The 25,353-nt window shown below is 68.0% G+C and carries 21 protein-coding genes and 2 pseudogenes; 15 read left to right on the forward strand and 8 right to left on the reverse strand.

What is annotated here, in order from left to right:
* Positions 1–39 precede the first annotated feature (39 nt).
* From CLI93_RS03215 to prfH, 8 genes are all read left to right on the forward strand, one after another.
* Complete coding sequence (locus CLI93_RS03215) at positions 40–1,167, forward strand: acyltransferase family protein (protein WP_095543693.1); 1,128 nt, start codon at positions 40–42, stop codon at positions 1,165–1,167.
* Positions 1,168–1,818, forward strand: a complete 651-nt coding sequence (locus CLI93_RS03220; RefSeq protein WP_095543692.1) for a DUF1415 domain-containing protein — start codon at positions 1,168–1,170, stop codon at positions 1,816–1,818. It abuts the gene before it with no gap.
* Positions 1,815–2,822: a class I SAM-dependent methyltransferase gene (locus CLI93_RS03225; protein ID WP_095995654.1), complete on the forward strand. Its 1,008-nt coding sequence runs from the start codon at positions 1,815–1,817 to the stop codon at positions 2,820–2,822. Before CLI93_RS03220 ends, CLI93_RS03225 begins: the two co-directional genes overlap by 4 nt.
* A gap of 103 nt (positions 2,823–2,925) precedes the next feature.
* Positions 2,926–3,663: an acetoacetyl-CoA reductase gene (gene phbB, locus CLI93_RS03230; RefSeq protein ID WP_095542896.1), complete on the forward strand. Its 738-nt coding sequence runs from the start codon at positions 2,926–2,928 to the stop codon at positions 3,661–3,663.
* Positions 3,664–3,865: 202 nt separating this feature from the next.
* Positions 3,866–4,867, forward strand: a complete 1,002-nt coding sequence (gap, locus tag CLI93_RS03235) for a type I glyceraldehyde-3-phosphate dehydrogenase (RefSeq protein WP_095538294.1) — start codon at positions 3,866–3,868, stop codon at positions 4,865–4,867.
* 65 nt (positions 4,868–4,932) lie between these two features.
* Positions 4,933–5,409 (forward strand): manganese-binding transcriptional regulator MntR, encoded by a 477-nt coding sequence (gene mntR / locus CLI93_RS03240; protein ID WP_095542895.1) that lies wholly within the window; start codon positions 4,933–4,935, stop codon positions 5,407–5,409.
* 594 nt (positions 5,410–6,003) lie between these two features.
* The gene (locus CLI93_RS03245; protein ID WP_095542894.1) at positions 6,004–7,215 is read left to right on the forward strand and encodes an RNA ligase RtcB family protein; all 1,212 of its coding nucleotides are present in this window, start codon (positions 6,004–6,006) and stop codon (positions 7,213–7,215) included.
* Positions 7,206–7,832, forward strand: a complete 627-nt coding sequence (gene prfH / locus CLI93_RS03250) for a peptide chain release factor H (RefSeq protein ID WP_095542893.1) — start codon at positions 7,206–7,208, stop codon at positions 7,830–7,832. The genes CLI93_RS03245 and prfH overlap by 10 nt, the downstream gene beginning before the upstream one ends.
* Positions 7,833–8,042: 210 nt before the next feature.
* Here the strand turns inward: prfH and CLI93_RS03255 are convergent, their stop codons facing one another.
* Positions 8,043–9,269, reverse strand: coding sequence for a LysM peptidoglycan-binding domain-containing protein (locus CLI93_RS03255; protein WP_095542892.1), 1,227 nt, complete (start codon positions 9,267–9,269; stop codon positions 8,043–8,045).
* Positions 9,270–9,511: 242 nt separating this feature from the next.
* Here CLI93_RS03255 and def point away from each other — a divergent pair, with 242 nt between their 5' ends.
* From def to CLI93_RS03275, 4 genes are all read left to right on the forward strand, one after another.
* Positions 9,512–10,030 (forward strand): peptide deformylase, encoded by a 519-nt coding sequence (gene def / locus CLI93_RS03260; RefSeq protein ID WP_095542906.1) that lies wholly within the window; start codon positions 9,512–9,514, stop codon positions 10,028–10,030.
* A gap of 90 nt (positions 10,031–10,120) precedes the next feature.
* Positions 10,121–11,167 (forward strand): methionyl-tRNA formyltransferase, encoded by a 1,047-nt coding sequence (gene fmt / locus CLI93_RS03265; RefSeq protein WP_095542891.1) that lies wholly within the window; start codon positions 10,121–10,123, stop codon positions 11,165–11,167.
* Between the two features lie 34 nt (positions 11,168–11,201).
* On the forward strand, positions 11,202–12,014 hold the full coding sequence (locus CLI93_RS03270; RefSeq protein ID WP_095542905.1) for an AzlC family ABC transporter permease: 813 nt from the start codon (positions 11,202–11,204) through the stop codon (positions 12,012–12,014).
* An 11-nt stretch (positions 12,015–12,025) separates the two neighbouring features.
* Entirely contained in the window at positions 12,026–12,355 is a 330-nt protein-coding gene (locus tag CLI93_RS03275; RefSeq protein ID WP_095542890.1) for an AzlD domain-containing protein, read from the forward strand.
* 157 nt (positions 12,356–12,512) lie between these two features.
* Here CLI93_RS03275 and CLI93_RS03280 read toward each other — a convergent pair whose 3' ends face one another.
* From CLI93_RS03280 to CLI93_RS03310, 7 genes are all read right to left on the reverse strand, one after another.
* A complete protein-coding gene (locus tag CLI93_RS03280; protein WP_095538410.1) occupies positions 12,513–13,067 on the reverse strand; it encodes a FlgO family outer membrane protein in 555 nt (184 codons plus the stop codon).
* The gene (locus CLI93_RS03285; protein ID WP_238944807.1) at positions 13,064–13,732 is read right to left on the reverse strand and encodes a hypothetical protein; all 669 of its coding nucleotides are present in this window, start codon (positions 13,730–13,732) and stop codon (positions 13,064–13,066) included. Before CLI93_RS03285 ends, CLI93_RS03280 begins: the two co-directional genes overlap by 4 nt.
* A 202-nt stretch (positions 13,733–13,934) precedes the next feature.
* Positions 13,935–15,125, reverse strand: coding sequence for a phosphoglycerate kinase (locus CLI93_RS03290; protein WP_095995655.1), 1,191 nt, complete (start codon positions 15,123–15,125; stop codon positions 13,935–13,937).
* A 121-nt stretch (positions 15,126–15,246) separates the two neighbouring features.
* Entirely contained in the window at positions 15,247–16,260 is a 1,014-nt protein-coding gene (locus CLI93_RS03295) for an alpha/beta hydrolase (protein ID WP_420823098.1), read from the reverse strand.
* Positions 16,261–16,277: 17 nt separating this feature from the next.
* Positions 16,278–19,094 carry an ATP-binding protein gene (locus CLI93_RS03300; RefSeq protein ID WP_095542888.1) on the reverse strand — a complete coding sequence of 939 codons (2,817 nt, stop codon included), beginning with the start codon at positions 19,092–19,094 and terminating at the stop codon, positions 16,278–16,280.
* Between the two features lie 14 nt (positions 19,095–19,108).
* Positions 19,109–19,918, reverse strand: coding sequence for a hypothetical protein (locus CLI93_RS03305; RefSeq protein ID WP_238945872.1), 810 nt, complete (start codon positions 19,916–19,918; stop codon positions 19,109–19,111).
* Positions 19,915–21,363, reverse strand: a complete 1,449-nt coding sequence (locus CLI93_RS03310) for a hypothetical protein (protein WP_238945871.1) — start codon at positions 21,361–21,363, stop codon at positions 19,915–19,917. The genes CLI93_RS03305 and CLI93_RS03310 overlap by 4 nt, the downstream gene beginning before the upstream one ends.
* Before the next feature lie 163 nt (positions 21,364–21,526).
* On the opposite strand from CLI93_RS03310, the gene CLI93_RS03315 reads away from it, so the two are divergent.
* From CLI93_RS03315 to CLI93_RS03325, 3 genes and pseudogenes are all read left to right on the forward strand, one after another.
* A complete protein-coding gene (locus CLI93_RS03315) occupies positions 21,527–22,567 on the forward strand; it encodes a Fe(3+) ABC transporter substrate-binding protein (RefSeq protein ID WP_095542887.1) in 1,041 nt (346 codons plus the stop codon).
* A 162-nt stretch (positions 22,568–22,729) separates the two neighbouring features.
* Positions 22,730–24,397, forward strand: a pseudogene (locus CLI93_RS03320) (ABC transporter permease); the annotation flags it as partial.
* 95 nt (positions 24,398–24,492) lie between these two features.
* A pseudogene (locus CLI93_RS03325) lies at positions 24,493–25,227 on the forward strand (ABC transporter ATP-binding protein); the annotation flags it as partial.
* Positions 25,228–25,353 lie beyond the last annotated feature (126 nt).

The following is a 25,353-nucleotide window of genomic DNA, read 5'->3' on the forward strand; positions in this document are numbered from 1 at the left end:
CGCAGCGCCCACATCCATCACACCCCAGGCCATCTGCCCATGATCCAGAACATCCAGATCCTGCGCTTCGTCGCCGCCTTGCTGGTCACGCTGCACCACGCCACGCCGCCCATCGTGTGGCAAATCGTTTATCCGGAAATCCCGGTACTGCACCAGATCGCCAAGATCGGCTTTGCCGGGGTGGACATCTTCTTCGTCATCAGCGGCGCCATCATGGCCGAGACCACGCGCCAGCTACAACCCGGGCTGCGCAGCGCTGCGGGCTTTGCCGTCAAGCGCTTTGCACGCGTCTACAGCGGCTGGTGGCCGGTGTTCCTGATCTTCCTGGCGCTGTACCTGGGCAGCAATGCCTACGAGGGCAAGAACATCAATCTGCTCAAGTCCTTCCTGCTGCTGCCCCAGCCGCTGGATGCGCAGCTGCTGCCCATCGTCTGGACGCTGGTGTACGAGCTGTACTTCTATCTGCTGGTGGCCGTGCTGCTGCTGTGCCAGCGGGCCACGCAGCTGCGCATTCTGTTCCTGCTGGGGCTGGCCATCGCCACGCTGACCGTGGCCTTTGCGCAGCAGGGCATCTACAGCCCCGATGGCCTGGGCCGGCTGCCGCTGCTGGTGGAGTTCACCTGCTCGCCCTTTCTGCTGGAATTCATTGCTGGCTTTCTGGTCTGCGACTGGGTACGCCGCCACCCGCAACAGCCCTGGCAACTGTGGCTGGCCGCCAGCTTGCTGTTTTGCATTGCGGCCTATCTCTATCAGAGCAGCAGCCTGATGCGCGGCTCGGGCATGGCCGGCTACTTCCACTACCCCGAGCGCGTGATGCTGTTTGGCATCCCGGCCTGCGGCCTGCTGGTCGTGGCCCTGTGCCTGCCCGAGCCGCGCAGCCGCCCGGCGCTGCTGGCGGCCCGGCTGGGCGATGCCTCGTACTCGCTGTACCTCACCCATCTGCTGGCGCTGCGCGGCATGTACATCCTGATGCCGCTGGTGCCCGGCCTGCTGGGCCTGTGGCGCCACGTGCCCAGCTACTTGCTGGCGCTGCTGGCCTGCCTGGTCTATGCCTGGATCCACTACCGCCTGATCGAGCGACCGCTGTACCGCCTCAGCCTGCGCTGGATCATGCCCCGCGCTGCATTCCCCACGACGACCGACTCGGCCACGAAGGCCGCGCAATGAATGACCAACCCGACTGCAATACACCCCACGCCTGACCCCGCCCCCGACCAGGCCTTGATCGCCGCCACGCGGCGCTGGGTCGATGTGGCCGTCATCGGCCTGAACCTCTGCCCCTTCGCCAAGGCCGTGCAGCACAAGGGCCTGGTGCACTACGCGGTCAGCCGCGCTCAAACGCCACAGCAGCTGCTCAAGGATCTGGCGCGCGAGCTGCTGGCGCTGGCCGACCTGCCCCCCGAGCAGCGCGACACCAGCCTGCTGATCGTGCCGGACATGCTGCACGACTTTCTGGACTTCAACGATTTCCTGGACGAGGCCGACGCCCTGCTCGAACGCCTAGGGCTGGAGGGCGTGCTGCAAATTGCCGACTTTCACCCGCAGTACCAGTTCGCCGGCACCGAGCCCGAGGACATCGCCAACTACACCAACCGCGCGCCCTACCCCACGCTGCACCTGCTGCGCGAGGACAGCATCGCCCAGGCAGTGCAGGCCGTGCCCGACGCCAGCGCCATCTTCGAGCGCAACATCGCCACCCTCGAGGCCCTGGGCCTGGCCGGCTGGCAGGCGCTGGGCCTGGGCCCGGCCGATGCCGCCGCGCCCAGCGCCGATGCCGCCACCCCTCCCGCGCCCCCCGCCGGGCCGCAGCAGCCATGACAAGCAAGCCCGCCCCCAGCCCCGCACCCAGGCAGCCCGGCGCGCGCCGCCGCCCGGCCCCGCAAGCGCAGCAGGATCGACGCGCGCGGCAAGACGCCGCTGCCCAAGGGCAAGCCGCACTGGCCGAGCTGGGCCTGCCCGCCGGCGCCAGCATCGAGCTGCTGCAGGCGCTGCACATCCTCACGCGCGAAGGCCGGCTGAACCAGGACTCGCGCCGCAAGCTCAAGCAGGTGCTGCATCTGGTGCAATTCATCGAGCCGCTGATCCACGACATCGACCGCCAGCGCGGCGCCCAGAGCGCCGAGAGCGCTGATGGCACAGTCGATGCCGGCCCCGTGCTGGTCGACCACGGCGCGGGCAAGTCCTACCTGGGCTTCATCCTCTACGACCTGGTGCTGCGCCCGCTGGGGCGCGGGCGCGTCATCGGCGTGGAATGGCGCCCGGCCCTGGTGGCGCAATCGCAGGCGCTGGCCCAGCGCCAGGGCTTTGCGCGCATGGACTTTCTGCCCATGGCCGTGGCCGATGCCCAGCAGCACCCGGGCCTGCCCGCGCGCGTGGACATCGTCACTGCGCTGCACGCCTGCGACACCGCCACCGACGATGCCATCGCCTTCGGCCTGGCCAAGCAGGCCCAGGCCATGGTGCTGGTGCCCTGCTGCCAGGCCGAGGTCGCCGCGCACCTGCGCCGCAACAAGGCCCTGCAGCTGGCGCGCACCCCGCTGGCCGAGCTCTGGCGCCACCCGCTGCACACGCGCGAGCTGGGCAGCCACGTCACCAACGTCATGCGCTGCCTGTATCTGCAGGCCTGCGGCTACCAGGTCACCGTGACCGAGTTGACCGGTTGGGAGCACAGCTTGAAAAACGAGCTCATCATTGCCCGTTGGACTGGCCAGCGCCAACGCAGCGCCCGTGAGCGCCTGCATGCCATGGCCGAGCAACTGGGCCTGCAGCAGTGGCTGCAGCAGCGCTTTGCACTGCCCGCGCCCACCCAGGAAAAACCCTGAAAACTGCAGCCCGCGCGGCCAATGAAGGGTTTATGCGCATAGCGCAGCAGCCCCCAGTTTGGCTAGATTAACGGCCATTGCAACAACACAAGGAGAGCATTGCATGACGCAAAAAGTAGCCTACGTCACCGGCGGCATGGGCGGTATCGGCACAGCCATCTGCCGACGCCTGCATCAGGATGGCTTCAAGGTGATTGCCGGCTGTGGCCCCACGCGCGATTACCAGAAATGGCTGGACGAGCAAAAGGCCCAGGGCTTCACGTTCTACGCCAGCGTGGGCAACGTGGCCGATTGGGAATCCACCGTGCAAGCCTTTGCCCAGGCCAAGGCCGAGCACGGCCCGATTGACGTGCTGGTCAACAACGCAGGCATCACGCGCGATCGCATGTTCCTGAAGATGACCCGCGAGGACTGGGACGCCGTCATCAGCACCAACCTCACCAGCATGTTCAACGTCACCAAGCAGGTGATCCCGGACATGGTGGAAAAAGGCTGGGGCCGCGTGATCCAGATCAGCTCCGTCAACGGTGAAAAAGGCCAGGCCGGCCAGACCAACTACTCGGCCGCCAAGGCCGGCATGCACGGCTTCACCATGGCGCTGGCCCAGGAGCTGGCCGGCAAGGGCGTGACGGTCAACACCGTCAGCCCCGGTTACATCGGCACCGACATGGTCAAGGCCATCCGCCCCGACGTGCTGGAGAAAATCGTTGCCACCATCCCCGTCAAGCGCCTGGGCACGCCCGAGGAGATCGGCTCCATCGTCGCCTGGCTGGCTGGTGAGGATTCGGGCTTCACCACCGGCGCGGACTTCTCCTGCAACGGCGGTCTGCACATGGGCTAAGCCAGCGCTCGCCCCCCTGCCACAGGGAGCCTGCCGGGCTCCCTGTTTTTTGGGCCGCCGCTCAGCGGTAAGTGATGCGCATCACCGGCCTGGTGTGCTGTCCCGCAGATCACTGCACATAAAATCGCGCTTTGCCCTCCAGCCCGGCCGCACATTGCCGGGCTGTCATTTCCGCCATCAACACAGGAAGGAACCACCCGCCATGACCATCAAGCTGGGGATCAACGGCTTTGGCCGCATCGGTCGCAACGTACTGCGTGCTGCAGTGCAGAACTTTGACGACATCGAAGTCGTCGGCATCAACGACCTGCTCGAACCCAACTACCTGGCCTACATGCTGCAGTACGACAGCGTGCATGGGCGCTTCAAGGGCGAACTGGCCGTCGAGGGCAATACCCTGATCGTCAACGGCAAGAAGATCCGCCTGACCCAGGAGAAGGACCCGGCCAATCTGAAGTGGGACGAGGTCGGCGCCGAAGTGGTGCTGGAGTCCACCGGCCTGTTCCTGACCAAGGAGACGGCGCAAAAGCACATCGACGCCGGCGCCAAGAAGGTCATTCTCTCGGCACCCTCCAAGGACGACACGCCCATGTTCGTGGTCGGCGTGAACTGCCAAAGCTATGCCGGCCAGGCCATCGTCTCCAACGCCTCGTGCACCACCAACTGTCTGGCGCCGCTGGCCAAGGTGCTGCACGACAAGTGGGGCATCAAGCGCGGCCTGATGACCACTGTGCACGCAGCCACAGCCACGCAGAAAACCGTCGATGGCCCCTCCTCCAAGGACTGGCGCGGCGGCCGCGGCATTCTGGAAAACATCATCCCCAGCTCCACCGGCGCGGCCAAGGCTGTGGGCGTGGTGCTGCCAGCGCTCAAGGGCAAGCTCACTGGCATGGCATTCCGCGTGCCGACCTCCGATGTGAGCGTGGTCGATCTGACCGTGGAGCTGGAAAAGCCCGCCACCTATGAAGAAATCTGCGCCGAGATGAAGGCCCAGTCCGAAGGCAAGCTCAAGGGCATCCTGGGCTACACCGAGGACAAGGTCGTGGCCACCGACTTCCGTGGCGACCCGCGCACTTCGATCTTCGACGCCGACGCCGGCATCGCGCTCGATGGCACCTTCGTCAAGCTCGTCTCCTGGTACGACAACGAATGGGGCTACTCCAACAAGTGCCTGGATCTGGCACGCGTGGTCAGCGCCAAGTAAACACGTCCCTGCGGGTCGCCGCAACGCCCGCCGCGCTGCCGACGGCCCGCCCCACACCCAAAACGATGAATCGCCCCGCCCAGCCCACAACCCTGCCCGACACCCAGGCGCAGGTGGCCGGTTTCCAGCAGGTTCGCCAAGCGCACCGCATGGAAATCATCGAGGACTATGTGGAGCTGATCTCCGACCTGCTGCACAGCACCGGCCAGGCCCGGCAGGTGCAAATCGCCCAGCGCCTGGGCGTGGCCCAGCCCACGGTGGCCAAAATGCTCAAGCGCCTGCACAGCGAGGGCTACGTGCAGTTGCGTCCCTATCAAGGGGTGCTGCTCACCGAAAAAGGCGAGCAAACGGCCAACTACAGCCGCCAGCGCCACCAACTGGTGGAATCGTTTTTGCTGGCCCTGGGCGTGGACCCGGAATGCGCCAGCCGCGACGCCGAAGGCATGGAGCACCACGTCAGCCAGGCCACGCTGGATGCCTTTCAGCGCTATCTGCGGCAGCATGCCCAGGCCAAGCCTACGAAAAAAACGCGCCAAGGCTAAGAGACACCACCACCATGCCCATGCAGCAGGCGCGCAACACATGCCTGCCTGCCGTTGCATCAGGCCCGACCAAGCCTTGCCCTACCAGCACCAGGGCATTTAGACTTGCGCGCTTTCGTTAGGCGGCGCAGCGCGCACAGCCATGCCCGCCCCACAGGGCAGGGGAAAGCCCCTTGCGCCCTGCCCACCTTTTCACCCTGCCCCGCCATTTGCAAAGGAGCCACCCATGACCCAACGCCATGCCCCCGCACTTTGCAACCTGGCAGCGCCGTGGCCTGCGCTCTGAAACTGCGCTCTGAAGTCCTGAGCAGGGTTTAAGAAACTGCGCACGCACCCCGTGCGACAGCACGCCTGCGCCGGTTGGCTGAGCAACCCCAGCGCCTGACCACCCGGCCCGCAGCGCATCTCACGCGCTACCCCGACACAGCAACGCCAGAGCCCGGTGTGCCCTGCCCGCTTCTGCGGCAGACGCACGCTGGCGGCCCGCCCTGTGCCCGCACAAAGCGTCGGCACAGGCCGCGCCGTGGCCGCATGGGCCTGCAGCGCCCCAGGTTGCCCATCACATCGTGTTTGTTTTCCCAACAAGGATTTCTCATGGGCAATTCTTTGCAAGGCAAACCCAGCGCGGACAAGGTGCGCGTGTTTGCCAACAACGACGTTTGGCTGGAAGCCAATGCCGTGGCGCAGCTGCACACCACGGCGCAACTGCCGCACATCCACGCGGCCGTTGGCCTGCCAGACCTGCACGCCGGCCGCGGCTACCCCATCGGCGCGGCGTTTTTCTCAGTCGGCCATCTGTACCCGGCGCTGGTCGGCGGGGACATCGGCTGCGGCATGGCCTTGTGGCACACCGGGCTGAAAGCGCACAAAACCTCTCCTGCCCGGCTGGAAAAACTGCTGGGCAGCCAGGAAGGGCCTTTGCCTGAGGCGCTGCTGGCCCAGGCGCAGCCCGAGCTGACCGCCCTGTGCCACGACGCTGCGTTGCCGCTGTCCGCCGCGCAGCTGGCAGGCAGCCTGGGCAGTATCGGCGGCGGCAACCACTTTGCCGAGCTGTTGGCCTGCGAGCAGCTGTACGCCGTGCCCGAAGGCGACGACTCTGCCGATGCCGCAGCCACGACTGCACTGTGCGCGGCGCTCGACCCCAAGGCCGTGTACCTGCTGGTGCACAGCGGCTCGCGCGGCCTGGGCGGCGCCATCCTGCGCGCCCAGGTCGAGGCCCATGGCCATGCCGGCCTGGCCGCCGACACGCCCCAGGCGCAGCACTACCTCATGCAGCACGAGGCCGCGCTGCGCTACGCGCGCCTGAACCGCGAGGCCATCGCGCAGCGCTTTCTGCAGGCGCTGCGCAGCGACGGCCTGCCGCTGCTGGACGTGAGCCACAACCACGTGCTGCCCGCCACCCACGACGGCCTGCAGGGCTTCATCCACCGCAAGGGCGCCACGCCGGCCGATGCCGGGCCAGTGCTCATCCCCGGCTCGCGCGGCGACTACAGCTACCTGGTGCAGCCGCTGCCCGGCTGCGATGCGGCGCTGAACTCGCTGGCGCACGGCGCCGGGCGCAAGTGGGCGCGCAGCGACTGCATGGGCCGGCTGGCACCGCGCTTTCAGGCCAGCGCCTTGCGCAAGACGCGCCTGGGCAGCACCGTGGTCTGCAACGACAAGGCGCTGCTGTACGAGGAAGCGCCACAGGCCTACAAAGCCATCGACAGCGTCATCGCCAGCCTGCTCGACGCCGGCCTGGTGCGGCTGCTGGCGCGCTTCAAGCCGCTGCTGACCTACAAGAAAGGGGGCCAGCCATGCTGCTGATCCAGATCACCGCCGCCCAGGGGCCGGCCGAATGCGAGCTGGCTGTGCGGCTGACGCTGCGGGCCCTGCTGGACGACGCCCGGCGCGCCGGCGTGCAGGCCGAGCAGGTCGAGAGCCTGCCCACGGCCGCGGGCTACAAATCCGTGCTGCTGCAGCTGCAGCCAGCAAGGCCCGGCGATGACCGCGCGCTGCAAACCTGGCTGCAGGGCTGGCAGGGCAGCATCCAGTGCATCTTCCCAAGCCCGCTGCGGCCCGGCCACCGGCGCAAGAACTGGTTTGTGGCCGTGCAGCGCTGCCCCACGGCCGGCGAAGGCCCGCACCCAGCCCTGCGCGAGGAGGACATCGACTACCAGGCCTGCCGCGCCAGCGGCAAGGGCGGCCAGCACGTCAACACCACCGACTCGGCCGTGCATGCCGTGCACCGCCCCAGCGGCATTACCGTCAAGGTCATGAGCGCCCGCAGCCAGCATGCCAACAAGCAGCTGGCCCGGGCCCTGATCGCACTGCGGCTAGCTGAGCAAGCCCAGGCCCGCCAGGCCGCCGCACGCCAGGCGCGCACGCAACTGCACTGGCAGGTCGATCGCGGCAATCCGGTGCGCGTGCTGCGTGGCCCTTAGCAGGCCGTTAAGGATTGTTGAGACTCAGTATTGCGACGGCGATTTCGGTCAAAACTGTGCAGCTGCCGCGTTGAAGACGCTTGCAAAGCGTTCAAGCCTTGCGCGCGTCTTCGCCTTGCATCTGCGGTTTTTGCATCGGATCGTGCGCATCAAAAAAACAAGCGGCCCACAGGCCGCTTGTTTTTTTAGGCTATCGCTTCCAGTGCAGGATCACTCGGGCACGACGAGCTTGTCGCCCACCGAGACGGGATCGTGCGTATCCATGATCAGGCCATAGGAGACGCGGTCGAAGACGCGGAAGATCAGCAACACGCCATTAGGCTCATCGGGCAGGCGGATGCGCGCGTTGCGCCCACGCTCGGGATCGCGCGCCAGCCGGCCCTGGCGCAGGATTTGCAGCACATGGCCTTGCTCGATGGCATCGTCGCGCCCCAGGTTGATGGCCACCACCTGGCCCGAGGAGGCATTCTTCACAGCCTGGTCACCGTACAGCGCCACCACGCGGCCTTGCACATCCTTGGCCGGCAGGCGCGGCACGAAGTTGTCGTAATTGCCTTCCTCGTTGATCAGGTCCAGACGGTCGCCCACGCGCACGTCCGTAGCCACCGAGGTGATTTCCAGCGTGGCTGGGCGGTATTCCTCGATGACGCGGCCGCGCCGATCGGTCTGCTCGACGAAGTATTCATCGCGCACGATGCGCGCCTGACCCACGTATTCGCCCTCGTAGCCCAGGATTTCCTTGGTTTCCGGATCCTGCAGTGGCTTGGCCTTGCGGAAGATGGATAGATTGCGCGGCGCGCCATCCTTGACCGCCAGGGGCACGCTGTCCGTGCCGCGCACGTAGATCAGATCGCCATTGCCCATGACCAGACGCTCGTCCACCGAGGCGACGATGTCGGGCAGCCCGCTCAGGTCTTCCAGGCTCTTGATGAACGGGCGCACCAGGAAGGGCTCGATCAGATCGCGCCGCACGGTGGGCAGCGCCGCGGCGCTGAGCGGTTCGGAGCGCACCGAAGGCGAGAGCTTGATCGTGCCACCGCCGCCAGGGGCCAGCCCCAGGCGTGCATAGCCATCGCGCACGTCCAGATGCAGCACCTGGCCCGGGTAGATCAGGTGCGGATTACGCACCGTATCCATGTTCATGCCCCACAGGGCTGGCCAGCGCCAAGGGCGGTGCAAATACATGCCGGAGATGGCCCACAGCGTGTCGCCACGGCGCACGGTATAAGTGCTGGGCGCATCGGCCTTGAGCTCGCGCACCGGAATGCCGCGCGCGGCCACCTGCTGGGCAATGGCCCGCTGCTGCTGGGTAATGGGGTACTTCTGCGCCTGCGCCGCAGGGGCCAGCAGCGCCGCACACGCCACCGCAACGGACAGCAGCCTCCCCACCGGGCTTGCAAGACGAACAGCGATTTGGTTTGTTCTGATGTGATTCATGGTGTCGTACAACAAGTGAATGCCCCCTCTGCTGGGCTGGTGCGCGTGACCAGAGCACTAGACCCTAAACACCTGCATGGGCGCGGCAGCAGGCTTTACTAACAAACGTCCCAATTTGTGACAAATTGCAGGGATTCTGATTCGATGGCCCTTACAAATCAATGATTTTTTATGTCGCAGCGGTCATCCAGGGCAAAAATGGCGAAAATAACGACAGTTTACAAAAGAGTTTTACAGACGCCATGGCCCTTCTGCCCATTCTTCACTACCCAGACCCGCGCCTGCACAAGGTGGCCGCCCCCGTCACGGAAGTGGGGCCGCGCATTCAGCAAATCGCTGCCGACATGCTGGAGACCATGTACGAATCCAACGGCGTAGGCTTGGCCGCCACGCAGGTGGACGTGCACGAGCGCCTGTTCGTGATGGATGTCTCTGAGGAGCGCAACCAGCCCCAAGTGCTGATCAACCCGGAGCTGGTCTGGGTCAGCGAGGAAATGCACAGCGGCGAGGAAGGCTGCCTGTCCATCCCCGGCATTTACGATGGGGTGCAGCGCCATGCCCGCGTGCACGTCAAGGCCCAGGACGAGCACGGCCAGTGGCGCACCATCGAAGCCGAAGGCCTGCAGGCCGTGTGCATTCAGCACGAGATGGACCACCTCAAAGGCAAGCTGTTCATTGATTACCTCTCGCCGCTCAAGCGCAATCGCATCAAGACCAAGATGCTCAAGCGCAGCAAGAGCGAGGCCCCTGCTCAGGTCTGAGCACCGCCGTTCACCGCCCCCGACCTCACGCGCCCGCAACACAGCGGGCGCACTTCATTCATCGTGCATCGCCCACCGCCAGGAGCCCTTATGCGCATTGCTTTTGCCGGCACGCCGGAATTTGCCCAACAGGCCCTGGCCACCATGCTGGCGGCGGGCTTTCGCCCCGTTGTGGTGCTGACACAGCCCGACCGCCCCGCTGGCCGGGGCCTGCGCCTTGCGCCCTCGCCGGTCAAGCAGCTCGCCCAGGCGCACGGCATTGCCGTGCTGCAACCCCAAGGGCTGCGGCTGGATGGCAAGTACGCAGCCGATGCCGCCGCCGCCCAACAGGCGCTGGCCGAGCTGCAACTGGACTTGATGGTCGTGGCCGCCTATGGGCTGATTCTGCCGACTTGGGTGCTGCAGATGCCGCGCTACGGCTGCCTGAACATCCACGCCAGCCTGTTGCCGCGCTGGCGCGGCGCAGCGCCCATTCACCGCGCCATCGAGGCTGGCGACGCCGAAACCGGCATCAGCATCATGCAGATGGACGAGGGCCTGGACACCGGCGCCATCGTCTCCCGCCAGGCCATCCCGATCCACGCCGGCGAAAGCACGGCGCAACTGCACGACCGCCTGGCGCAGCTGGGCGGCCAGTGCATCGTCACAGCGCTTGAGCAGCTGCAGCAGACCCAGGCGCCGCTGCCCAGCCAGCCCCAGCCGGCCGAGGGCATCAGCTATGCGCACAAGATCGAACGCGCGCAAAGCCAGCTCGACTGGCAGCGCCCGGCCCATGAGTTGGCGCGCCAGATTTGCGCTTTCGATCCCTTTCCCGGTGCGCAGGCGCTGTTCCAAGCCGCAACCGGCGGCACAGCGCAGACGCTGAAAATCTGGCAGGCCCAGGCCTTGCCAGCCCCGGCCACAGATGCAGATGCCAGCACCGGAACAGCGGCTGCGCCAGGCACCGTGCTGCAGGTCAATCGCCAAGGCGTGGACGTGGCCTGCGGCCAAGGCAGCGTGCTGCGCCTGCTGCAATTGCAGCGCGCCAGCGGCAAGCGCCAGCCTGTGCAGCAGTTTCTCAACGGCTTTACCATCGCCGCCGGAGACCGCTTTGCCGCCAGCACCGATGCAGCCGCTGCGCACGAGGCGCGCGGCTGAATCCGCTCCGCCCCAACCCCGAGCGCCCCACGCCATGCCCGCCCCATTGTCGCCCACGCCCGCCCCTAAGCCCGCGCCGCCGCCGGGCCGGGCGAAGCTGCAGGCCTTGCTGCGCCACCCGGCCTTTCGCGAAGGTGCGCGCGCCCAGCTGCAAGTGGCGCTGGGCATAGGCGCCTGGGGCCTGGTCACGGGCGTGGCCATGGTGAAAAGCGGGCTGTCGGTGCCCATGGCGGTGCTGATGTCGCTGTTGGTCTATGCCGGCAGCTCGCAGCTGGCGGTGCTGCCCTTGCTGGCCTTGCAATCGCCGCTGTGGGTGATCTGGCTGACGGGCCTGTGCGTCAACCTGCGCTTTGTCATCTTCAGCAGCATGTGGCGCACGCCGCTCGCCCACTGGCCGCCCGTCAAGCGGCTGCTGATGACCTACCTGGCCACGGACATGGTGTTCGTGCTGTTCTTCAAGCGCTTTCAGGACCCCAGCCCCAGCCCGGAGCATGAGCCCTACCTCTGGGGCAGCGTGGGCGTGACCTGGCTGGCCTGGCAAGTCCCTTCGATGCTGGGCATCTTGCTGGCCAACTTCATCCCCATGCACTGGGGCCTGGGCTTTGCTGGCATCCTGGCCCTGCTGGGCGTGACGCTGTCCATGCTGGTGGATCGCTACACCGCCCTGGCCGCGCTGGTCGCCGGCGGCGTGGCCATCGCGGCCTACGGCTTGCCGCTCAGGCTCAACATCCTGGTGGCCATTGGCGCGGCCGTGGTGCTGGGCCTGCTGTTCGACCACACCCAGCGTATCGTGCGCGAGCGCCAGAACGCCCAGACATCCGCCAAGACGCCCACCAAGACGCAATAAGGCACGCACCCATGGACAGCAACGACTGGTACACCCTGGCAGCCATCCTGGGCCTGACCCTGGTGACGCTGATCACGCGGGCTTTTTTCGTCATCCCGCGCCGTGAGTTGCCGCTGCCCGACTGGCTGCGCCGTGGCCTGAAATACGCCCCCTTGGCAGCGCTGGCGGCTGTCATCATCCCTGAGCTGCTCATGAGCGATGGGCAGTTGATTGACACCTGGCGCGACGCCCGGCTCTGGGCCACGCCAGCGGCCTGCCTGTACTTCTTTCTGCGCCGAGGCATTCTGGGCACCATCATCACCGGCATGCTGGTCTATCTGCCTTTGCGCCTGGGCTGGTAGCCGCGTTGATGCGATAACTCCAGCGCAAGGCCGCCAAAGTGCAGGCCCACAGCACAGGCCCCAAAACGAGCAATGCCAGCAGCCCCGAGGGGTTGCTGGCATTTTTTCCAATTGGCGCCTGCCCACGCCATCAAGCCGGCGCAGGCATCGCAAGCCATCAGTTCGACTGCAGCAGGCGGCGCACGTCGCGGTTGTTGGGCAGGGTGTAGTCGTAAGCGCTGATGATGCGGCTGTCCTGCGTGCGCACCAGCTTCAGGCTGACGTAGGTGAAGCGCGCTGCAGCAGAGTAGGTGCCCACCAGCACCACGCCGGAGTTCTGGCTCTTGGCGATGTCCTGAATCTCACGCGAGAGCAGCAGCTCGCCCGTGCCTTCCTGCACGAAAACATTGCCGCGCAGCTTGATTTCGCGCACGTTCAAGCCGGCATTGGCCAGGGTCGAGGCGTACTGCTCGGAGAGCGTGCGGCCCAGCGGGGCGGACACGCGCGTGTCGTTGACGTCCACAATGGTGGCCACCAGCAGCGGGCTGTTCTGAAAGGCCGTGGTGTCGTAGCCGCTGATCAACTGCTGCGCGGCGTTCTGGTTGGTTTTCAGAAAGCTGTTGCTGGCCGCGTCCTGGTAGCTGGGCTCGACACGGACGGTGTTGGTGTGATTCGCGCAGCCAGCGACCAGTGCGGCCGCAGCCAGCGCAGATGCAAGAAATTGGACTTTCATTGGTTCACCACTTTCATATTGATGTTCTTGAAGCTGCTTTGGAACAGGCCGGCATCCACATTCTCCAGATAGTAGACGTCGGTCGTGCGCGAGAGGAAGCGCTCATTGTGCAGCACGGCAGTCGTCAGCACCAGCTCCGTGCCGGACTGACCGGAATAGCTGCGCAGCGGGCCATCGTGGTCGTAATGAGGCGCCAGCGGCGTGGTCTGCACATTGTGGCGGCCATAGCGCACGCTCACGCCATCACCCAGGTTGTAGTAATCGCGCCCGCCATGGCCGCCCACCCACAGATTGGAGGGGTGACGCACCACTTGAGAGTGATAAACCACGGTGTACTGGCCAGCCACGGGGTGCTGCTGCACGGCCGCGCCGCGCTCGACCAGGCGCGTCATCAGCATGTCGCGGAAGGCCCACTCGAACTGGCCGGCGTTCTCCGGGATGGCCACGTAAATGGGCGAGCCCTGCGTAACGCCTGCGGCCTCCAGGGCGGCGGCGGTGCGGTTGGCCGCATCGGCGCTGATCACGCTCCAATGCTGCGCCGAGCGGACCTTGTACTGGTCGGCCTGATCGAAATTGCGCGACAGGGGGATTGCGCTGCTGCCGCAGCCCACCAGACCAGCGACGGCCACTGCCAGCGCGGCGGCGTGAAAAACGCGTTGATGCATCATGACTCTCCTAGTATTGACAGGCCGCTGAATCGGCGACCCATATTCACAAAGTAACGTTTAGTCACCTAATGTCATATTGGAAAACAAGATAAGCGATTCCTCACCAGCGATCTGCATTTTTTTTCGATTGTTTGCAAAAAATTGGCAGTGATTGGCAGGAAAGCCACGTTTTTGCCGCCGCTGCGCCATCGCCGCAACCTCACTGCGCCCGTTTGGCCAGGATTTCGAAGGCCGGCAGCTGCTTGCCTTCCAGCACCTCCAAGAAGGCGCCGCCGCCGGTGGAGATGTAGCCGATGCGCGGCTCCAGGCCGTACTTGGCAATGGCCGCCAGGGTGTCGCCGCCGCCAGCGATGCTGAAGGCCTGCGAATCGGCAATGGCGTGCGAGAGGGTGCGCGTGCCCTGCTCGAAGGCATCGAACTCGAACACGCCCACCGGGCCGTTCCAGACGATGGTGCCGGCCTGCTGCAGCTGCGCGGCCAGTTCGGCGGCCGTCTTGGGGCCAATGTCCAGGATCAGGTCATCGGCCTGCACTTCGCTGGCCGGCTTGGTCTGGGCTTGCGCATCGGCGGCAAAGCGCTGGGCCACCACCACGTCCTGCGGGATGGGCACGGCGCAGCCGCGCGCGCGCATCATGTCGATGATGGCCTTGGCCTCGCCCACCAGGTCGGGCTCGGCCAGGCTTTTGCCGATCGGCAGCCCAGCGGCCAGCATGAAGGTGTTGGCAATGCCGCCGCCCACGATCAGCGCATCGACCTTTTCAGCCAGACTGCGCAGAATGGTCAGCTTGGTCGAAACCTTGGAGCCGCCCACGATGGCCACCAGCGGCCGCTTGGGCTCGCGCAGCGCCTTGCCCAGCGCATCGATCTCGGCGGCCAGCAGCGGGCCGGCGCAGGCCACGGGCGCGTACTGCGCAATGCCGTAGGTCGAAGCCTCGGCCCGGTGCGCCGTGCCGAAGGCGTCGTGCACGAAGATGTCGCACAGCGCCGCCATCTTGCGCGCCAGCTCTGCGTCGTTCTTCTTCTCGCCCACATTGCCGCGGCAGTTCTCCAGCAGCAACACCTGGCCGGGCGCCACGTCCACGCCATCGACCCAGTCGCGCACCAGCGGCACCTCCTGGCCCAGCAACTCGCCCAGGCGCTGTGCCACCGGCGCCAGCGAATCGCCCGGTTGCAACTGCCCTTCCTTGGGGCGGCCCAGGTGGCTGGTGACCATCACGGCAGCGCCTGCATCCAGGGCCATGCGGATGGCCGGCACCGAGGCGCGGATGCGCGTGTCCTCGCTGATTTTCCCCTGCTCGTCCAGCGGCACGTTCAAGTCCGCGCGAATGAAGACCCGCTTGCCCTGGGCCTGGCCCTGGGCGCACAAATCGCTGAAACGAATGAATTGCATGTGTTCTCCATCAAGGGTTCAAAGGCGCATGCTGGGCCACTGGCACCATGGTGGCGGCGGTCTGCGGCAACCGGCCCGGACTGCGAAAAATCCCGCAAGCATAAGCGGTTTTGCCGGCCATTCAGGCCTGCAGGCGCGCCCGCAGGAACTGGCCGATGGCCGCATGGGCCCAGGCCGCTTCGGGCAGCAGGCGGCCCATCTTGATGAACTCGTGCGCCACACCCCGGTACAGCTCCAGCTCCACCGGCACGGCCTGCATGCGCAGCCGATCAGCATAGGCCAGGGCTTCGTCGCACAGTGGGTCGCACTCGGCCAGCACGAACAGCGCCGGGGCCACGGCCTGCACCTCGGGCGCCAGCAGCGGCGCAAAGCGCCAGTCCTGGCGCTGCGCCGGCTCGATGTAGTGGGCGAAAAACCATTGCAGCAGCGCCGCGCTCAGCACCGGGCCGCGGGCATGGCGCTGGTGCGAGGCCGTGTCCTGCCAGGCGCTGGTGCCCGGGTGGATCAGCAGCTGCGCCTGCAGCGGCAGGGCTGCATCGCGCGCCATCAGCGCCAGCACCGCCGCCAGCGTGCCACCGGCGCTGTCGCCGCCCACGGCCAGGCGCTGGCCGTCCAGCCCCCACTGCGCGCCGTGGCGCGTCAGCCAGCACAGCGCGTCCCAGCCATCGTGCAGCGCCGTAGGGAAGCGCCACTGCGGCGCCAGCCGGTAATCGAGCGCCAGCACGGCCAGCTGCGCGTTGTGGGCGATGCGCGCGCACAGCACATCGTGCGTGTCCAGATCGCCCACGACAAAGCCCCCGCCGTGCAGGTACAGCAGCACCGGCCAGGGTGCGGCGGCCGGGCCGCTTTGGGCCTGGGGGGTGTAGAGCCGCACCGCCAGGGCATGGCCATCGCGCGCCGGGATGTGCGCATCGCGGTGCTGCACCTGCGCCGGCCGGTCTTCTTCGAGCACCTGCGCACCGCTGCGGTAGGCCTGCCGCGCCTGTTGGGGCGTGAGCATGTGCAGCGGCGCACGCTGGGCGCGCGCCATGCCGGTGACAATGGCGCGCATGGGCGGCGTCAGCTGCGGCCACCAGGGCTGGCCGGGCAGCTCATCTAGGGCGGCGGCGCTCGGCAGTGGCGTGTCGCTGGGCATGGTGTTCTGGCCCTTCTTCAATACTGCTCGGGCGCCACGCGGCGCTGCAGCACGCCAATGGGCGGGGCCCAGCGCTCGCCAGGCTTTTTCTTGGCGGTGACCAGGGTGACATCGGCCGGCTCGAAGACCTCGACGTTGTGCGTGATCGGCGTGGTCAGCACGTACTGCGCGCGCGTGGACTTGAGAAAGTGCCCCACCAGCTGGATGTTGCGCACGTCCAGGTGCGCAAAGGGCTCGTCGATGAAGACGAAGCCGCCCGAGGCTTCGTCGTCCTTGAGCAGACCCACCAGCAGGATCAGCGATTTGATGACTTGCTGCCCGCCCGAGGCCTCGCCGTCGTTCAGGCCGATCTGGCCCTTGCCGTCGAAGTTGAAGTGCACCCTCAGCTCGGCCTGGCGCAGCGCAGCGTCGTCGTTTTCCAGGTGCGGGCTGTCGGCCTGCACGGCCACGCCGGCGAGCTCGCCCAGCTCGGTGATGTTCTTGCGGTAGCGGCGCACGGTGGCGCGCAGCACATCGATGTAGCGCTCGCGGGCGTTGTCCACGGCGATGCGGGCCGACTCGTTGCTGGCCTGGCGCTGCTGCAACTGGGCCTGCTGGCCAGCCACTTGGGCGACCATCAGCGTGTGGCGCTCCTCGATGCTGGGGTCGGTTTCCCATTCGCCCTCCTCCAGCTCGCGGGCCACGGCCTGGCCACGCAGCCGCGCCTGCGTGGCGTTGGTGAACTGCTCGCGCAGTTGCGCGATGGCCTCGGGCGCGATCCAGCGCGGGGGGAATTGGCCGCGCTGACGGCGCGATTGGGCGCTGCGCGTGCGCAGCGCATCGCGGCGGCCCTGCCATTCGCGCGCAAAACGGCTGGCAGCCGATTCGTCGCCCTGCAAGCGTTGCTGGGTTTGCTGGTACTGGCTTTGCGCCTGGCGCAGCTGCTCGCCCAGGCGCTGATGCTGCTGATCGAGTTCGGCGTAGCGCTGGCCGGCGCTGATGCGCGCCTGGCGCAGCTGCGCCAGCTGGCTGCGCGCGGTGGCAAATTCCTCGCTGCGACGCGCCAGCTCCTCGGCAGCGCGGTGGCCAGCGGCGGCGGCCTTGGCGGCCTGCAGCTGGCGCTCGCTCTCGCGCTGCTGCTGGGCGATGGCCTGCAGCTGCGCATCCAGCTCGGCCAGGCGCTGTTCGATGGATTCGCGCCGCGCAGCCAGCGCAGCGGCGCCGAACTGGTGCTGGCTGGGCGGCACCCAAACGCTGCGCCCGCCGCGGGCGTCGCGCCAATAAGCCTGCGGGGTGATCCACTCGCCGCCGGCGGCAAAGCCGGCGGCGGTGTCGGGCACGCAGCGGATGGCCGCCAGTGTCCTGAGCAGCCACACGGGCAGCGGCGCGGCCACGTGCAGCGCGGCCAGCAGGCTGTGCGGCGGCACGCGCTCGGGCGCGGGCGCGGCATCGGCCACGAGGTAGTGGCGGTAGCGCTGCTGCTCGGCCAGCTGGCTGGCGCGGGCTTCGTCGGCCGGGTTCTCCAGCACCACCACCCAGCGCGCGCTGCGCAGCACGCCTTCGGCGGCCGCGCGCCATTGCTCGTCGATGATTTCGATGGCATCGGCCACAAAGTGGTGGGCAATGCCCTGCTGGCGCAGCAGCTGGGCAAAGCGCGTGGCGTCCTCCGGGCACGGGGCGGTGCGGGCGCTGCGCAATTGTTCGAGGGCGCGCTGCGCGGCCTCGCGTTCCTGCTGACGGGTGTGCCAATCGCGCTCGTGCGCCTGGCACTGTTGCTGCAGTTGCTGCACACGCAGGGCCAGTTGCTCGGCATCGCCTTCGACCTGGGCCAGCGCATGCAGCTCGTCGGCCTGCCGCACCAGGTCCTCGACCGGGGTTTCGTGGCCGCGCGCTTCGCTCAGGGCCTCTTGCGCGGCTTTGCGCTGGGTCTCGGCCTGGGCCAGCTGTACGGCCAGTTGCTCTTGCTGCTGCGCCAGCTGCAGCAGCGCCTGGCGGTCCTGGCGCTGGCGCGCCAGGCTTTTGCCGTGCTCCAGGCGCTGGCGGTGCAAGTCCTGGGCCTCGGCCAGCATGGCGTCGCGCGCGTCGCGCCATTCCAGCACGGGGATGACTTCGGTGTGCAGGCGCTCGCGCTCGCGCAGCTTGGCCTGGTACTGGCGGTAGAGGTTCAGGCGCGCCTCCACCAGCGCCAGCTGGGCCTGGCCGTGGGCCAGCTCTTTGGCGGCGGCCTCGGCCTCGTCGGCCACATCGCGCTGATGGCGGCGCGCTTCTTCGTAGCGATCGAGCACTTCCTGGTCTCCGAACACGTCGAACACCAGGCGCAGCAGCTCCTTGGGCGAGTATTCGCACAGGCGGTCGGTCTGGCCCTGCTCCAGTGCCAGCACGCGGGCGATGGCGCGCGAGAGGCCGGCCGTCTCCAGCCGGCGGCGCCAGTGCTCGATGCCCAGCCAGTCCTTGTCGGGCAACTCCAGCAGCTGCTCGATGGCCACGTCGCCATCGGCCATGTAGTAGCGCCGCTGCCAGTCGCCGCTGTTGCGCTGGATGCGGCAGGCCAGCGTGACCTGGTCGGCATACAGCAGGTTGCGCGCAAAGGGGCGGCTGGAGCTTTGCCGCGTGCGCGGGCGGTTGTCCACCACGGCGCGCAGCCAGGAGGCATCGGCGTTGGCGTGGCGCGCGTAGGTCTTGAAGCTGCGCCCGCCCGAGCATTCCAGGCCCAGCAGGGTGCGCATGGCATCCAGCAGCGTGGTCTTGCCCGAGCCGTTGGGCCCGGCCACGGTGATGATGGCACCGTCCAGCGGCAGGCTCAGGCGCTGGCAGTAGTCCCAGTGCAGCAGTTCGATGGATTGGAGATGAAACATGGGGCAGGTTCGGTTCAGGCGACGGGCGGCTGGGCCTCGGGCCGCGCTGGCGCGACATCGGGGCGCGCATCCGATGGGGGCGCGGGCGTGGCTTCAGGCGCAGCCTGTGGCGCGGCCTCTTCCGCTTCCGATGCGGCTTCTGCCGGCGCAGCCTGTGGCGCGGCCTGGGCCTGGGCCTCGGCCGCGCGGGCGCGCTCGAGCACCTGGGCCAGCGTGCCTTCCAGAATGCGCGGCGCCATCACGTCGTAGTCCAGCAGAAGGTCCAGCAGCGGGCCTTCGGCAATGTCGTCGCCACGGCGCAGGATGAAGCCGTGGTTCTCCAGCCGCTTGAGGTTCATGTCCAGCCGGGTTTTCTTGCCCAGCTGCGGGCCAAAGTCGGCCAGCAGCGCTTTGTAGGAAACCAGCGGGCTGACGCTGGCGGCCTTGGGCATGGGCTTTTCGCTGGCGAACATCTCGCCCTGGCCGGGGCCATCGGCGGCGTTGCCGCGCGCGGCCTGGCGCTCGCGCTTGGGCAGCACGATCAGCGCCCACAGCACCACCAGCAGCGAGACGCCATCGCGCGGCAGGTCAAAGTTGTTGTGGCTGGCCAGCCCAGTCTCGCCCAGCACAGCGTTCTCGGCGCTGCGCGCCAGCGCCACGGTGACGTGGTCGGCGTGGATGTTGTCCACCAGGCGCAGGCCCACGCCGGCCAGGCGCTGCTCCAGCGCCTGCCAGAGTTCGGCATCGACCAGGGCGCGCCGGATGCGCGGATGCTGGCGCGGCAGCCAGCGGCGCGCCAGCAGCTCGGCGGCCAGCAGGGCCGCTTCGTCGGTTGTGCTGTTCATGGTTTGGAAGAATTTTTTCGCGGGGGGCGGCCACGGCGCGGGCCGGCAGCTGCGGCCTGGGCGGCCTGGGCAGTCGGCAACGCCATGGCCGGCCAGGGCGGCGGCTGGGATTGTTCAGGGTGCAGGCAGCCTTCGCTCATGGCCTGCACGGCGTGGTGCTGCACCGGCAGCACGCGCGGCGAGAGCGAAGCGCGCCAGCCTGAGCGCGCCAGCTCACCAGTCTGGCCCTTGAGGGTTTGCGCCTGGGCATCGCCCAGCAGCGGCAGCAATTGCATGCGGTAGGCAGCCTGGGCGAAACGCCCGCCCAGCACGACCTCATGCAGCGGGCGCGGCAGCGCGGCGGCTGGGCCATCGGGCTGGGTATCTGGCTGCGCATCGGCCGGCCCGGCTTGCTGGGCCGACGCCTGCCACTGCGCCAGCAGCTCGATCAGACCATGCAGCTCCTCGGGCAGGCTGGGCACGTCCAGCGTGCCGCCTGCGGCATCGGCCGGCGGCGGCAAGGCGCTGCTGCGCTGCGGGTCGGGCCGGTCGCGCTCGAATTCGGCCTCGGCCACGTCCAGCAAATCGTGCTGGCTGAGCAGCCAGGGCTGCACGCCCACTGCCAGCGCGCCGCACAGCAGCTCAGGAAGGGCGGCCTGCTCGCGCAACCAGTCGCGCACGTCGGAGTTGGTCACGCCGGTGCTGCCCAGCGTGACGCGCTGGCGGTCGGCCTGCTGCATGGCGCGGTTGAACTGGCTGGCCATGGACAGCAGCCGCGCCTGGGCATGGCCCAGCGCGCGCGCCTCGCGCTCAAGCCGCACATCGCCGCTGTCGCTGCGGATCAGCGCCGTCAGCGCCTGCCCGGCGCGCTCGACCAGGGCCAGCGCGCGCGCAAAGCGCGGCTGGGCCTGACGCAGCCGCGCCTCGGAGCCGCTGGCAATGGCATCGGCAAACTCATCGTGCAAGCGCGCCAACTGGGCATGCAGGTGCTTGAGCTGCGTGGCATCGGCCAGGCCCAGGGCCTGCGCGCCAGCCACCTGGGCCAGCAGGCCGGCCAGGTCATCGTCCTCGCCAGCGGTCTGCGTCAGCGGCGCCAGCAGGCTGTGCACCTGCCGCGCCAGATCGGACAGGGCGTAGTCCTGCTGGGTGGCATCCCAAACCAGCAAGCCGGCCTCGCGCAAGCGCTTGAGCACGTTCTCCAGCGCCTGCGGCTGCAGGGCGTGAAACAGCAGGTTCAGATCATCGCGCGCTACACGCCCCTTGGGCGTGCTGGCCAGTTCCAGAAAGCACCACAGGCGCAGCTGCACCACGTGGCGCGGCCCGGAAAACAGGCTGCGCAGCGCATCCAGCAGTTCCAGCCGCTGCCCCAGCGCCCAGGCCAGGGGCGCTTCGGCGGCCAGCGCCGGGGCGCGGAAATACGCCTCGAAGCTGCCGCCGTCTTCGTCGTGATCCAGTAGGGGGTCCATCGCGCCGATTATTGCCCAGCGCCAACCCGGCCAGCCCGGCCCGGCGCTGGGCCGGGCCCTCACCATTCTGTCTGCGATGATTGATTTTGATTCTCACATGCAGCCCTGGCCTACAATGGCGGCTTTGCTGTATTTCATCCCACCCCAAGACGGAGGTTTTCCCATGTCCGCTCGCAATTCCAAGCGCAACACCTTGTGCGCCGCCCTGCTCGCCCTGGGCGCAGGCGCTTTCTCGCCCGCTGCCCTGGCCGCTGGCGAGGTCAACCTCTACACCACGCGCGAGCCGGCGCTGATCGAGCCGCTGCTCAAGGCCTTCGAGAAAGACAGCGGCACCAAGGTCAATACGGTGTTCGTCAAGGATGGCCTGCTCGAGCGCGCCAAGGCCGAGGGCGCGCAATCGCCTGCGGACGTGTTCATGGTGGTGGACATCGGCAACCTGCTGGATCTGGTCAATGCCGGCGTGACGCAACCCATCCAATCCGAGGCGCTGACCAGCACGCTGCCAGCACACCTGCGCGGCGCCAATGGCGAGTGGTTTGCGCTGTCGCTGCGCGACCGCGTGCTGTATGTGGACAAGGACCTGGATCTGTCCAACTTCACCTATGAAGACCTGGCCGACCCGAAGTGGAAGGGCAAGGTCTGCATCCGCGCCGGCCAGCACCCCTACAACACGGCGCTGATCTCGGCCATGATCGCGCACAACGGCGCCGAGGCCACCGAGCAGTGGCTCAAGGGCGTCAAGGCCAACCTGGCGCGCAAGGCCACCGGCGGCGACCGCAACGTGGCGCGCGACATTCTGGGCGGCATCTGCGACATCGGCATCGCCAACAACTACTACGTGGGCCGCATGAAGAATGCCAAGCCCGAGAGCGACGACTACAAGTGGGGCCAGGCCATCAAAGTGGTGCGTCCGACCTTCGGCAAGGACGGCGGCACGCACGTGAACATCTCCGGTGGCGCCGTGGCCAAGAACGCGCCCAACAAAGACAACGCCGTCAAGCTGCTGGAGTACCTGGTGTCCGTGCCGGCCCAAGAGCTCTACGCCAACGCCAACTACGAGTACCCGATCCGCGAAGGCGTCAAGCTCGATCCGGTGACCGAATCCTTCGGCCCGCTCAAGGCAGACACCCTGCAGCTGACGGAAGTGGCCAAGCACCGCAAGCTCGCCAGCGAACTGGTGGACAAGGTCGGCTTCGACAACTGATCGCAATCGCAGATCTTCCCTGCCAGCTGCGCCCCGCCGTCCATGGCGGGTCAGCGCAGCTGCCCCTCCTCGCCGCCGCCCAGCACTGGGCGGCGTTTTGCCATTGACGCGCAGCACCATCGCCGGCTGCTTTTCTTCGGCCCCTGGGGCCTTTGACCCGCCTTGTCCGACACCGCCCTGCCCCTTTCCGCGCCGCTGCGCGCCCCGCACCGCCTGGGCTGGCCCGCCGGCCTGGCCTGCACCCTGCTGGCGCTGTTGGCGCTGGCGCCCATCGCCGCGCTGCTGTGGCACGCCCAGCATGCGCAATGGGACCATTGGTCGCACCTGGCCCGGCACGTGCTGCCCGTAGCGGCGCGCAACACGCTGTGGCTGCTGCTGGGCGTGGGGCTGCTGGTCACGGCCATCGGCACGGGCGCGGCCTGGCTGGTGACGGCCTACCGCTTCCCCGGCCGTGGCCTGCTGGTCTGGGCGCTGCTGCTGCCCATGGCCATCCCCAGCTACGTGATCGCCTACGCCTACCTGGACGTGCTGCACCCCATCGGCCCGCTGCAGGGCTGGGTGCGCGAGCTGCTGGGCTACAGCAGCCCGCGCGAGTTTCGCCTGCCCGATGTGCGCTCGCTGCCCGGCGCCATCGCGCTGCTGTCGCTGGTGCTCTACCCCTATGTGTACCTGAGCACGCGCTTCATGTTCATGAGCCAGAGCGCCAGCCTGCTGGAGGCGGCGCGCACCCTGGGCTGCTCGGCCGCCGGCGCGTTCTGGCGCGTGGCCCTGCCCATGGCGCGCCCGGGCATTGCCACCGGCGTGGCGCTGGCGCTGCTGGAGACGCTCAACGACATCGGCGCCTCCGAGTTCCTCGGCGTGCGCACCATGACCGTGGCCACCTACAACACCTGGGTGACGCGCTCCGACCTGGGCGGCGCAGCGCAGCTGGCGCTGCTGATGCTGCTGCTGGTCGTGGCCCTGATCCTGCTGGAGCGGCGCGGTCGCCAGCGCCAGCGCTTTGCCACCGCCCAGCGCCTGCGCCCGGCGCAGCCGCGCCAATTGCACGGCGGCCGCGCCTGGCTGGCGCTGCTGCTGGGCGCACTGCCCGTGCTGCTGGGCTTTGCCCTGCCCGCCGCCTACCTGGCCAGCGCCGCAGCCGAGCGCCTGCACGAGGCGCACAGCATCTCCCCAGCGCTGTGGACGAGCCTGCGCAACACCGTGGCACTGGCGCTGGCGGCCACCGGCATCGCGCTGCTGTGCGGCCTGCTGCTGGCCTGGCAGGCGCGCCTGGCCATCGACGGGCGGCGCAGCCGCTGGGCCATGGCCTGCGCCCGCATCGGCCACCTGGGCTATGCCATTCCGGGCACCATCCTGGCCATCGGCCTGCTCAGCCCGCTGGCGCTGATGGATCGGGGCATCTCCGCACTGCTGCGCGAGCCGGGCCTATGGCTGATGGCCAGCAGCGCGGCGCTGGTCATGGCCTATGTGCTGCGCTTCATGGCCATTGCCATTGGCGGCATCGAGGCCGGGCTGGCGCGCATCCCGCCCTCGCTGGAGCAGGCCGCGCGCCTGCTGGGCCACGGCAGCGCCGCCACGCTCTGGCGCGTACACCTGCCGCTGCTGCGCCCGGCGCTGGCTGCGGCTGCGCTGCTGGTGTTCGTCGATACCATGAAAGAACTGCCCGCTACGCTGCTGCTGCGCCCGCTGAACTTCGAAACCTTGGCCACACGGCTGTATGCCGAGGCTGCGCGCGGCACCTATGAAGAAGGCGCCATCGCCGCACTGGCCATTGTGTTGGCCGGCCTGTTGCCGGTGATCGTGCTGGCGCGCACCCAGCTGGCCGTGGGCGGCAACGGCTCATCGGCGCGGCCACAGGCGCCCAAGCCGTCCCAGCCCGTAGCCGCGCAGCGCCAGGCCATCGCATGAATTGCCCTATGCCACCTATGTCGCAAACGACGCTCCCCGCCACGCAAGCCACACCGCAGACCAGCCCGGAAGCCGCCTTTCTCGCCATCGACCGGCTGCGCCTGGGCTACGACACGCCCCAGGGCCTGCGCGAGATCGTGCGCGACTTCTCGCTGCAGCTGCCGCGCGGCCAGATCGCCTGCCTGATCGGCGCCTCCGGCTGCGGCAAATCCACCATCCTGCGCGCCATCGCCGGCTTCGAGCCGCTGCGCGATGGCAGCATCCACCTGGGCGGGCGGCTGCTGTCCTCGCCCAGCCTGAGCGTGCCGCCCGAGCAGCGCCAGGTGGGCATGATGTTCCAGGACTACGCGCTGTTCCCGCACCTGAACGTGTTTCACAACATCGCCTTCGGGCTGCGCGCGTTGGGCCGCCCCCAGCGCCAGGCGCGCGTGGCCGAGATGCTCGAACTGGTGGGCTTGCCCCAGGCGGCCAAGGCCTGGCCGCACGAGCTCTCCGGCGGCCAGCAGCAGCGCGTGGCGCTGGCGCGGGCGCTGGCCCCTTCGCCGGCGCTGCTGCTGCTCGACGAGCCGTTCTCCAACCTCGACACCGAGCTGCGCGAACACCTGGCGCATGAAGTGCGCGACATCCTGCGCCAGGGCCAGCACACGGCCATCCTGGTCACGCACAACAAACAGGAAGCGCGCATCATGGCCAACCGCGTCGGCCTGCTGACCTGCGGCCAGGCGGTGCAGTGGCGCAGCCCGGAAGAGCTGGCCTGAAGCCTCGAAAAAGACTGTCACCAGCGGCTACAATCGCCGGTTGCCCAGGCGCGGCGTATGTGCCCGCCTGGTTTTTCACCGCAATGGGTTCCCTCACCCCATTCATCAAAAAGGATTGCC

Source organism: Vandammella animalimorsus, from assembly GCF_002288875.1.
GTDB classification, from domain to species: domain Bacteria; phylum Pseudomonadota; class Gammaproteobacteria; order Burkholderiales; family Burkholderiaceae_C; genus Lampropedia; species Lampropedia animalimorsus.

Coding starts and splice junctions, on each gene's coding strand:
- CLI93_RS03215 (WP_095543693.1), top strand. CDS start 40: ATGATCCAGAACATCCAGATCCTGCGCTTCGTCGCCGCCTTGCTGGTC.
- CLI93_RS03220 (WP_095543692.1), top strand. CDS start 1,168: ATGACCAACCCGACTGCAATACACCCCACGCCTGACCCCGCCCCCGAC.
- CLI93_RS03225 (WP_095995654.1), top strand. CDS start 1,815: ATGACAAGCAAGCCCGCCCCCAGCCCCGCACCCAGGCAGCCCGGCGCG.
- phbB (WP_095542896.1), top strand. CDS start 2,926: ATGACGCAAAAAGTAGCCTACGTCACCGGCGGCATGGGCGGTATCGGC.
- gap (WP_095538294.1), top strand. CDS start 3,866: ATGACCATCAAGCTGGGGATCAACGGCTTTGGCCGCATCGGTCGCAAC.
- mntR (WP_095542895.1), top strand. CDS start 4,933: ATGAATCGCCCCGCCCAGCCCACAACCCTGCCCGACACCCAGGCGCAG.
- CLI93_RS03245 (WP_095542894.1), top strand. CDS start 6,004: ATGGGCAATTCTTTGCAAGGCAAACCCAGCGCGGACAAGGTGCGCGTG.
- prfH (WP_095542893.1), top strand. CDS start 7,206: ATGCTGCTGATCCAGATCACCGCCGCCCAGGGGCCGGCCGAATGCGAG.
- CLI93_RS03255 (WP_095542892.1), bottom strand. CDS start 9,269: ATGAATCACATCAGAACAAACCAAATCGCTGTTCGTCTTGCAAGCCCG.
- def (WP_095542906.1), top strand. CDS start 9,512: ATGGCCCTTCTGCCCATTCTTCACTACCCAGACCCGCGCCTGCACAAG.
- fmt (WP_095542891.1), top strand. CDS start 10,121: ATGCGCATTGCTTTTGCCGGCACGCCGGAATTTGCCCAACAGGCCCTG.
- CLI93_RS03270 (WP_095542905.1), top strand. CDS start 11,202: ATGCCCGCCCCATTGTCGCCCACGCCCGCCCCTAAGCCCGCGCCGCCG.
- CLI93_RS03275 (WP_095542890.1), top strand. CDS start 12,026: ATGGACAGCAACGACTGGTACACCCTGGCAGCCATCCTGGGCCTGACC.
- CLI93_RS03280 (WP_095538410.1), bottom strand. CDS start 13,067: ATGAAAGTCCAATTTCTTGCATCTGCGCTGGCTGCGGCCGCACTGGTC.
- CLI93_RS03285 (WP_238944807.1), bottom strand. CDS start 13,732: ATGCATCAACGCGTTTTTCACGCCGCCGCGCTGGCAGTGGCCGTCGCT.
- CLI93_RS03290 (WP_095995655.1), bottom strand. CDS start 15,125: ATGCAATTCATTCGTTTCAGCGATTTGTGCGCCCAGGGCCAGGCCCAG.
- CLI93_RS03295 (WP_420823098.1), bottom strand. CDS start 16,260: ATGCCCAGCGACACGCCACTGCCGAGCGCCGCCGCCCTAGATGAGCTG.
- CLI93_RS03300 (WP_095542888.1), bottom strand. CDS start 19,094: ATGTTTCATCTCCAATCCATCGAACTGCTGCACTGGGACTACTGCCAG.
- CLI93_RS03305 (WP_238945872.1), bottom strand. CDS start 19,918: ATGAACAGCACAACCGACGAAGCGGCCCTGCTGGCCGCCGAGCTGCTG.
- CLI93_RS03310 (WP_238945871.1), bottom strand. CDS start 21,363: ATGGACCCCCTACTGGATCACGACGAAGACGGCGGCAGCTTCGAGGCG.
- CLI93_RS03315 (WP_095542887.1), top strand. CDS start 21,527: ATGTCCGCTCGCAATTCCAAGCGCAACACCTTGTGCGCCGCCCTGCTC.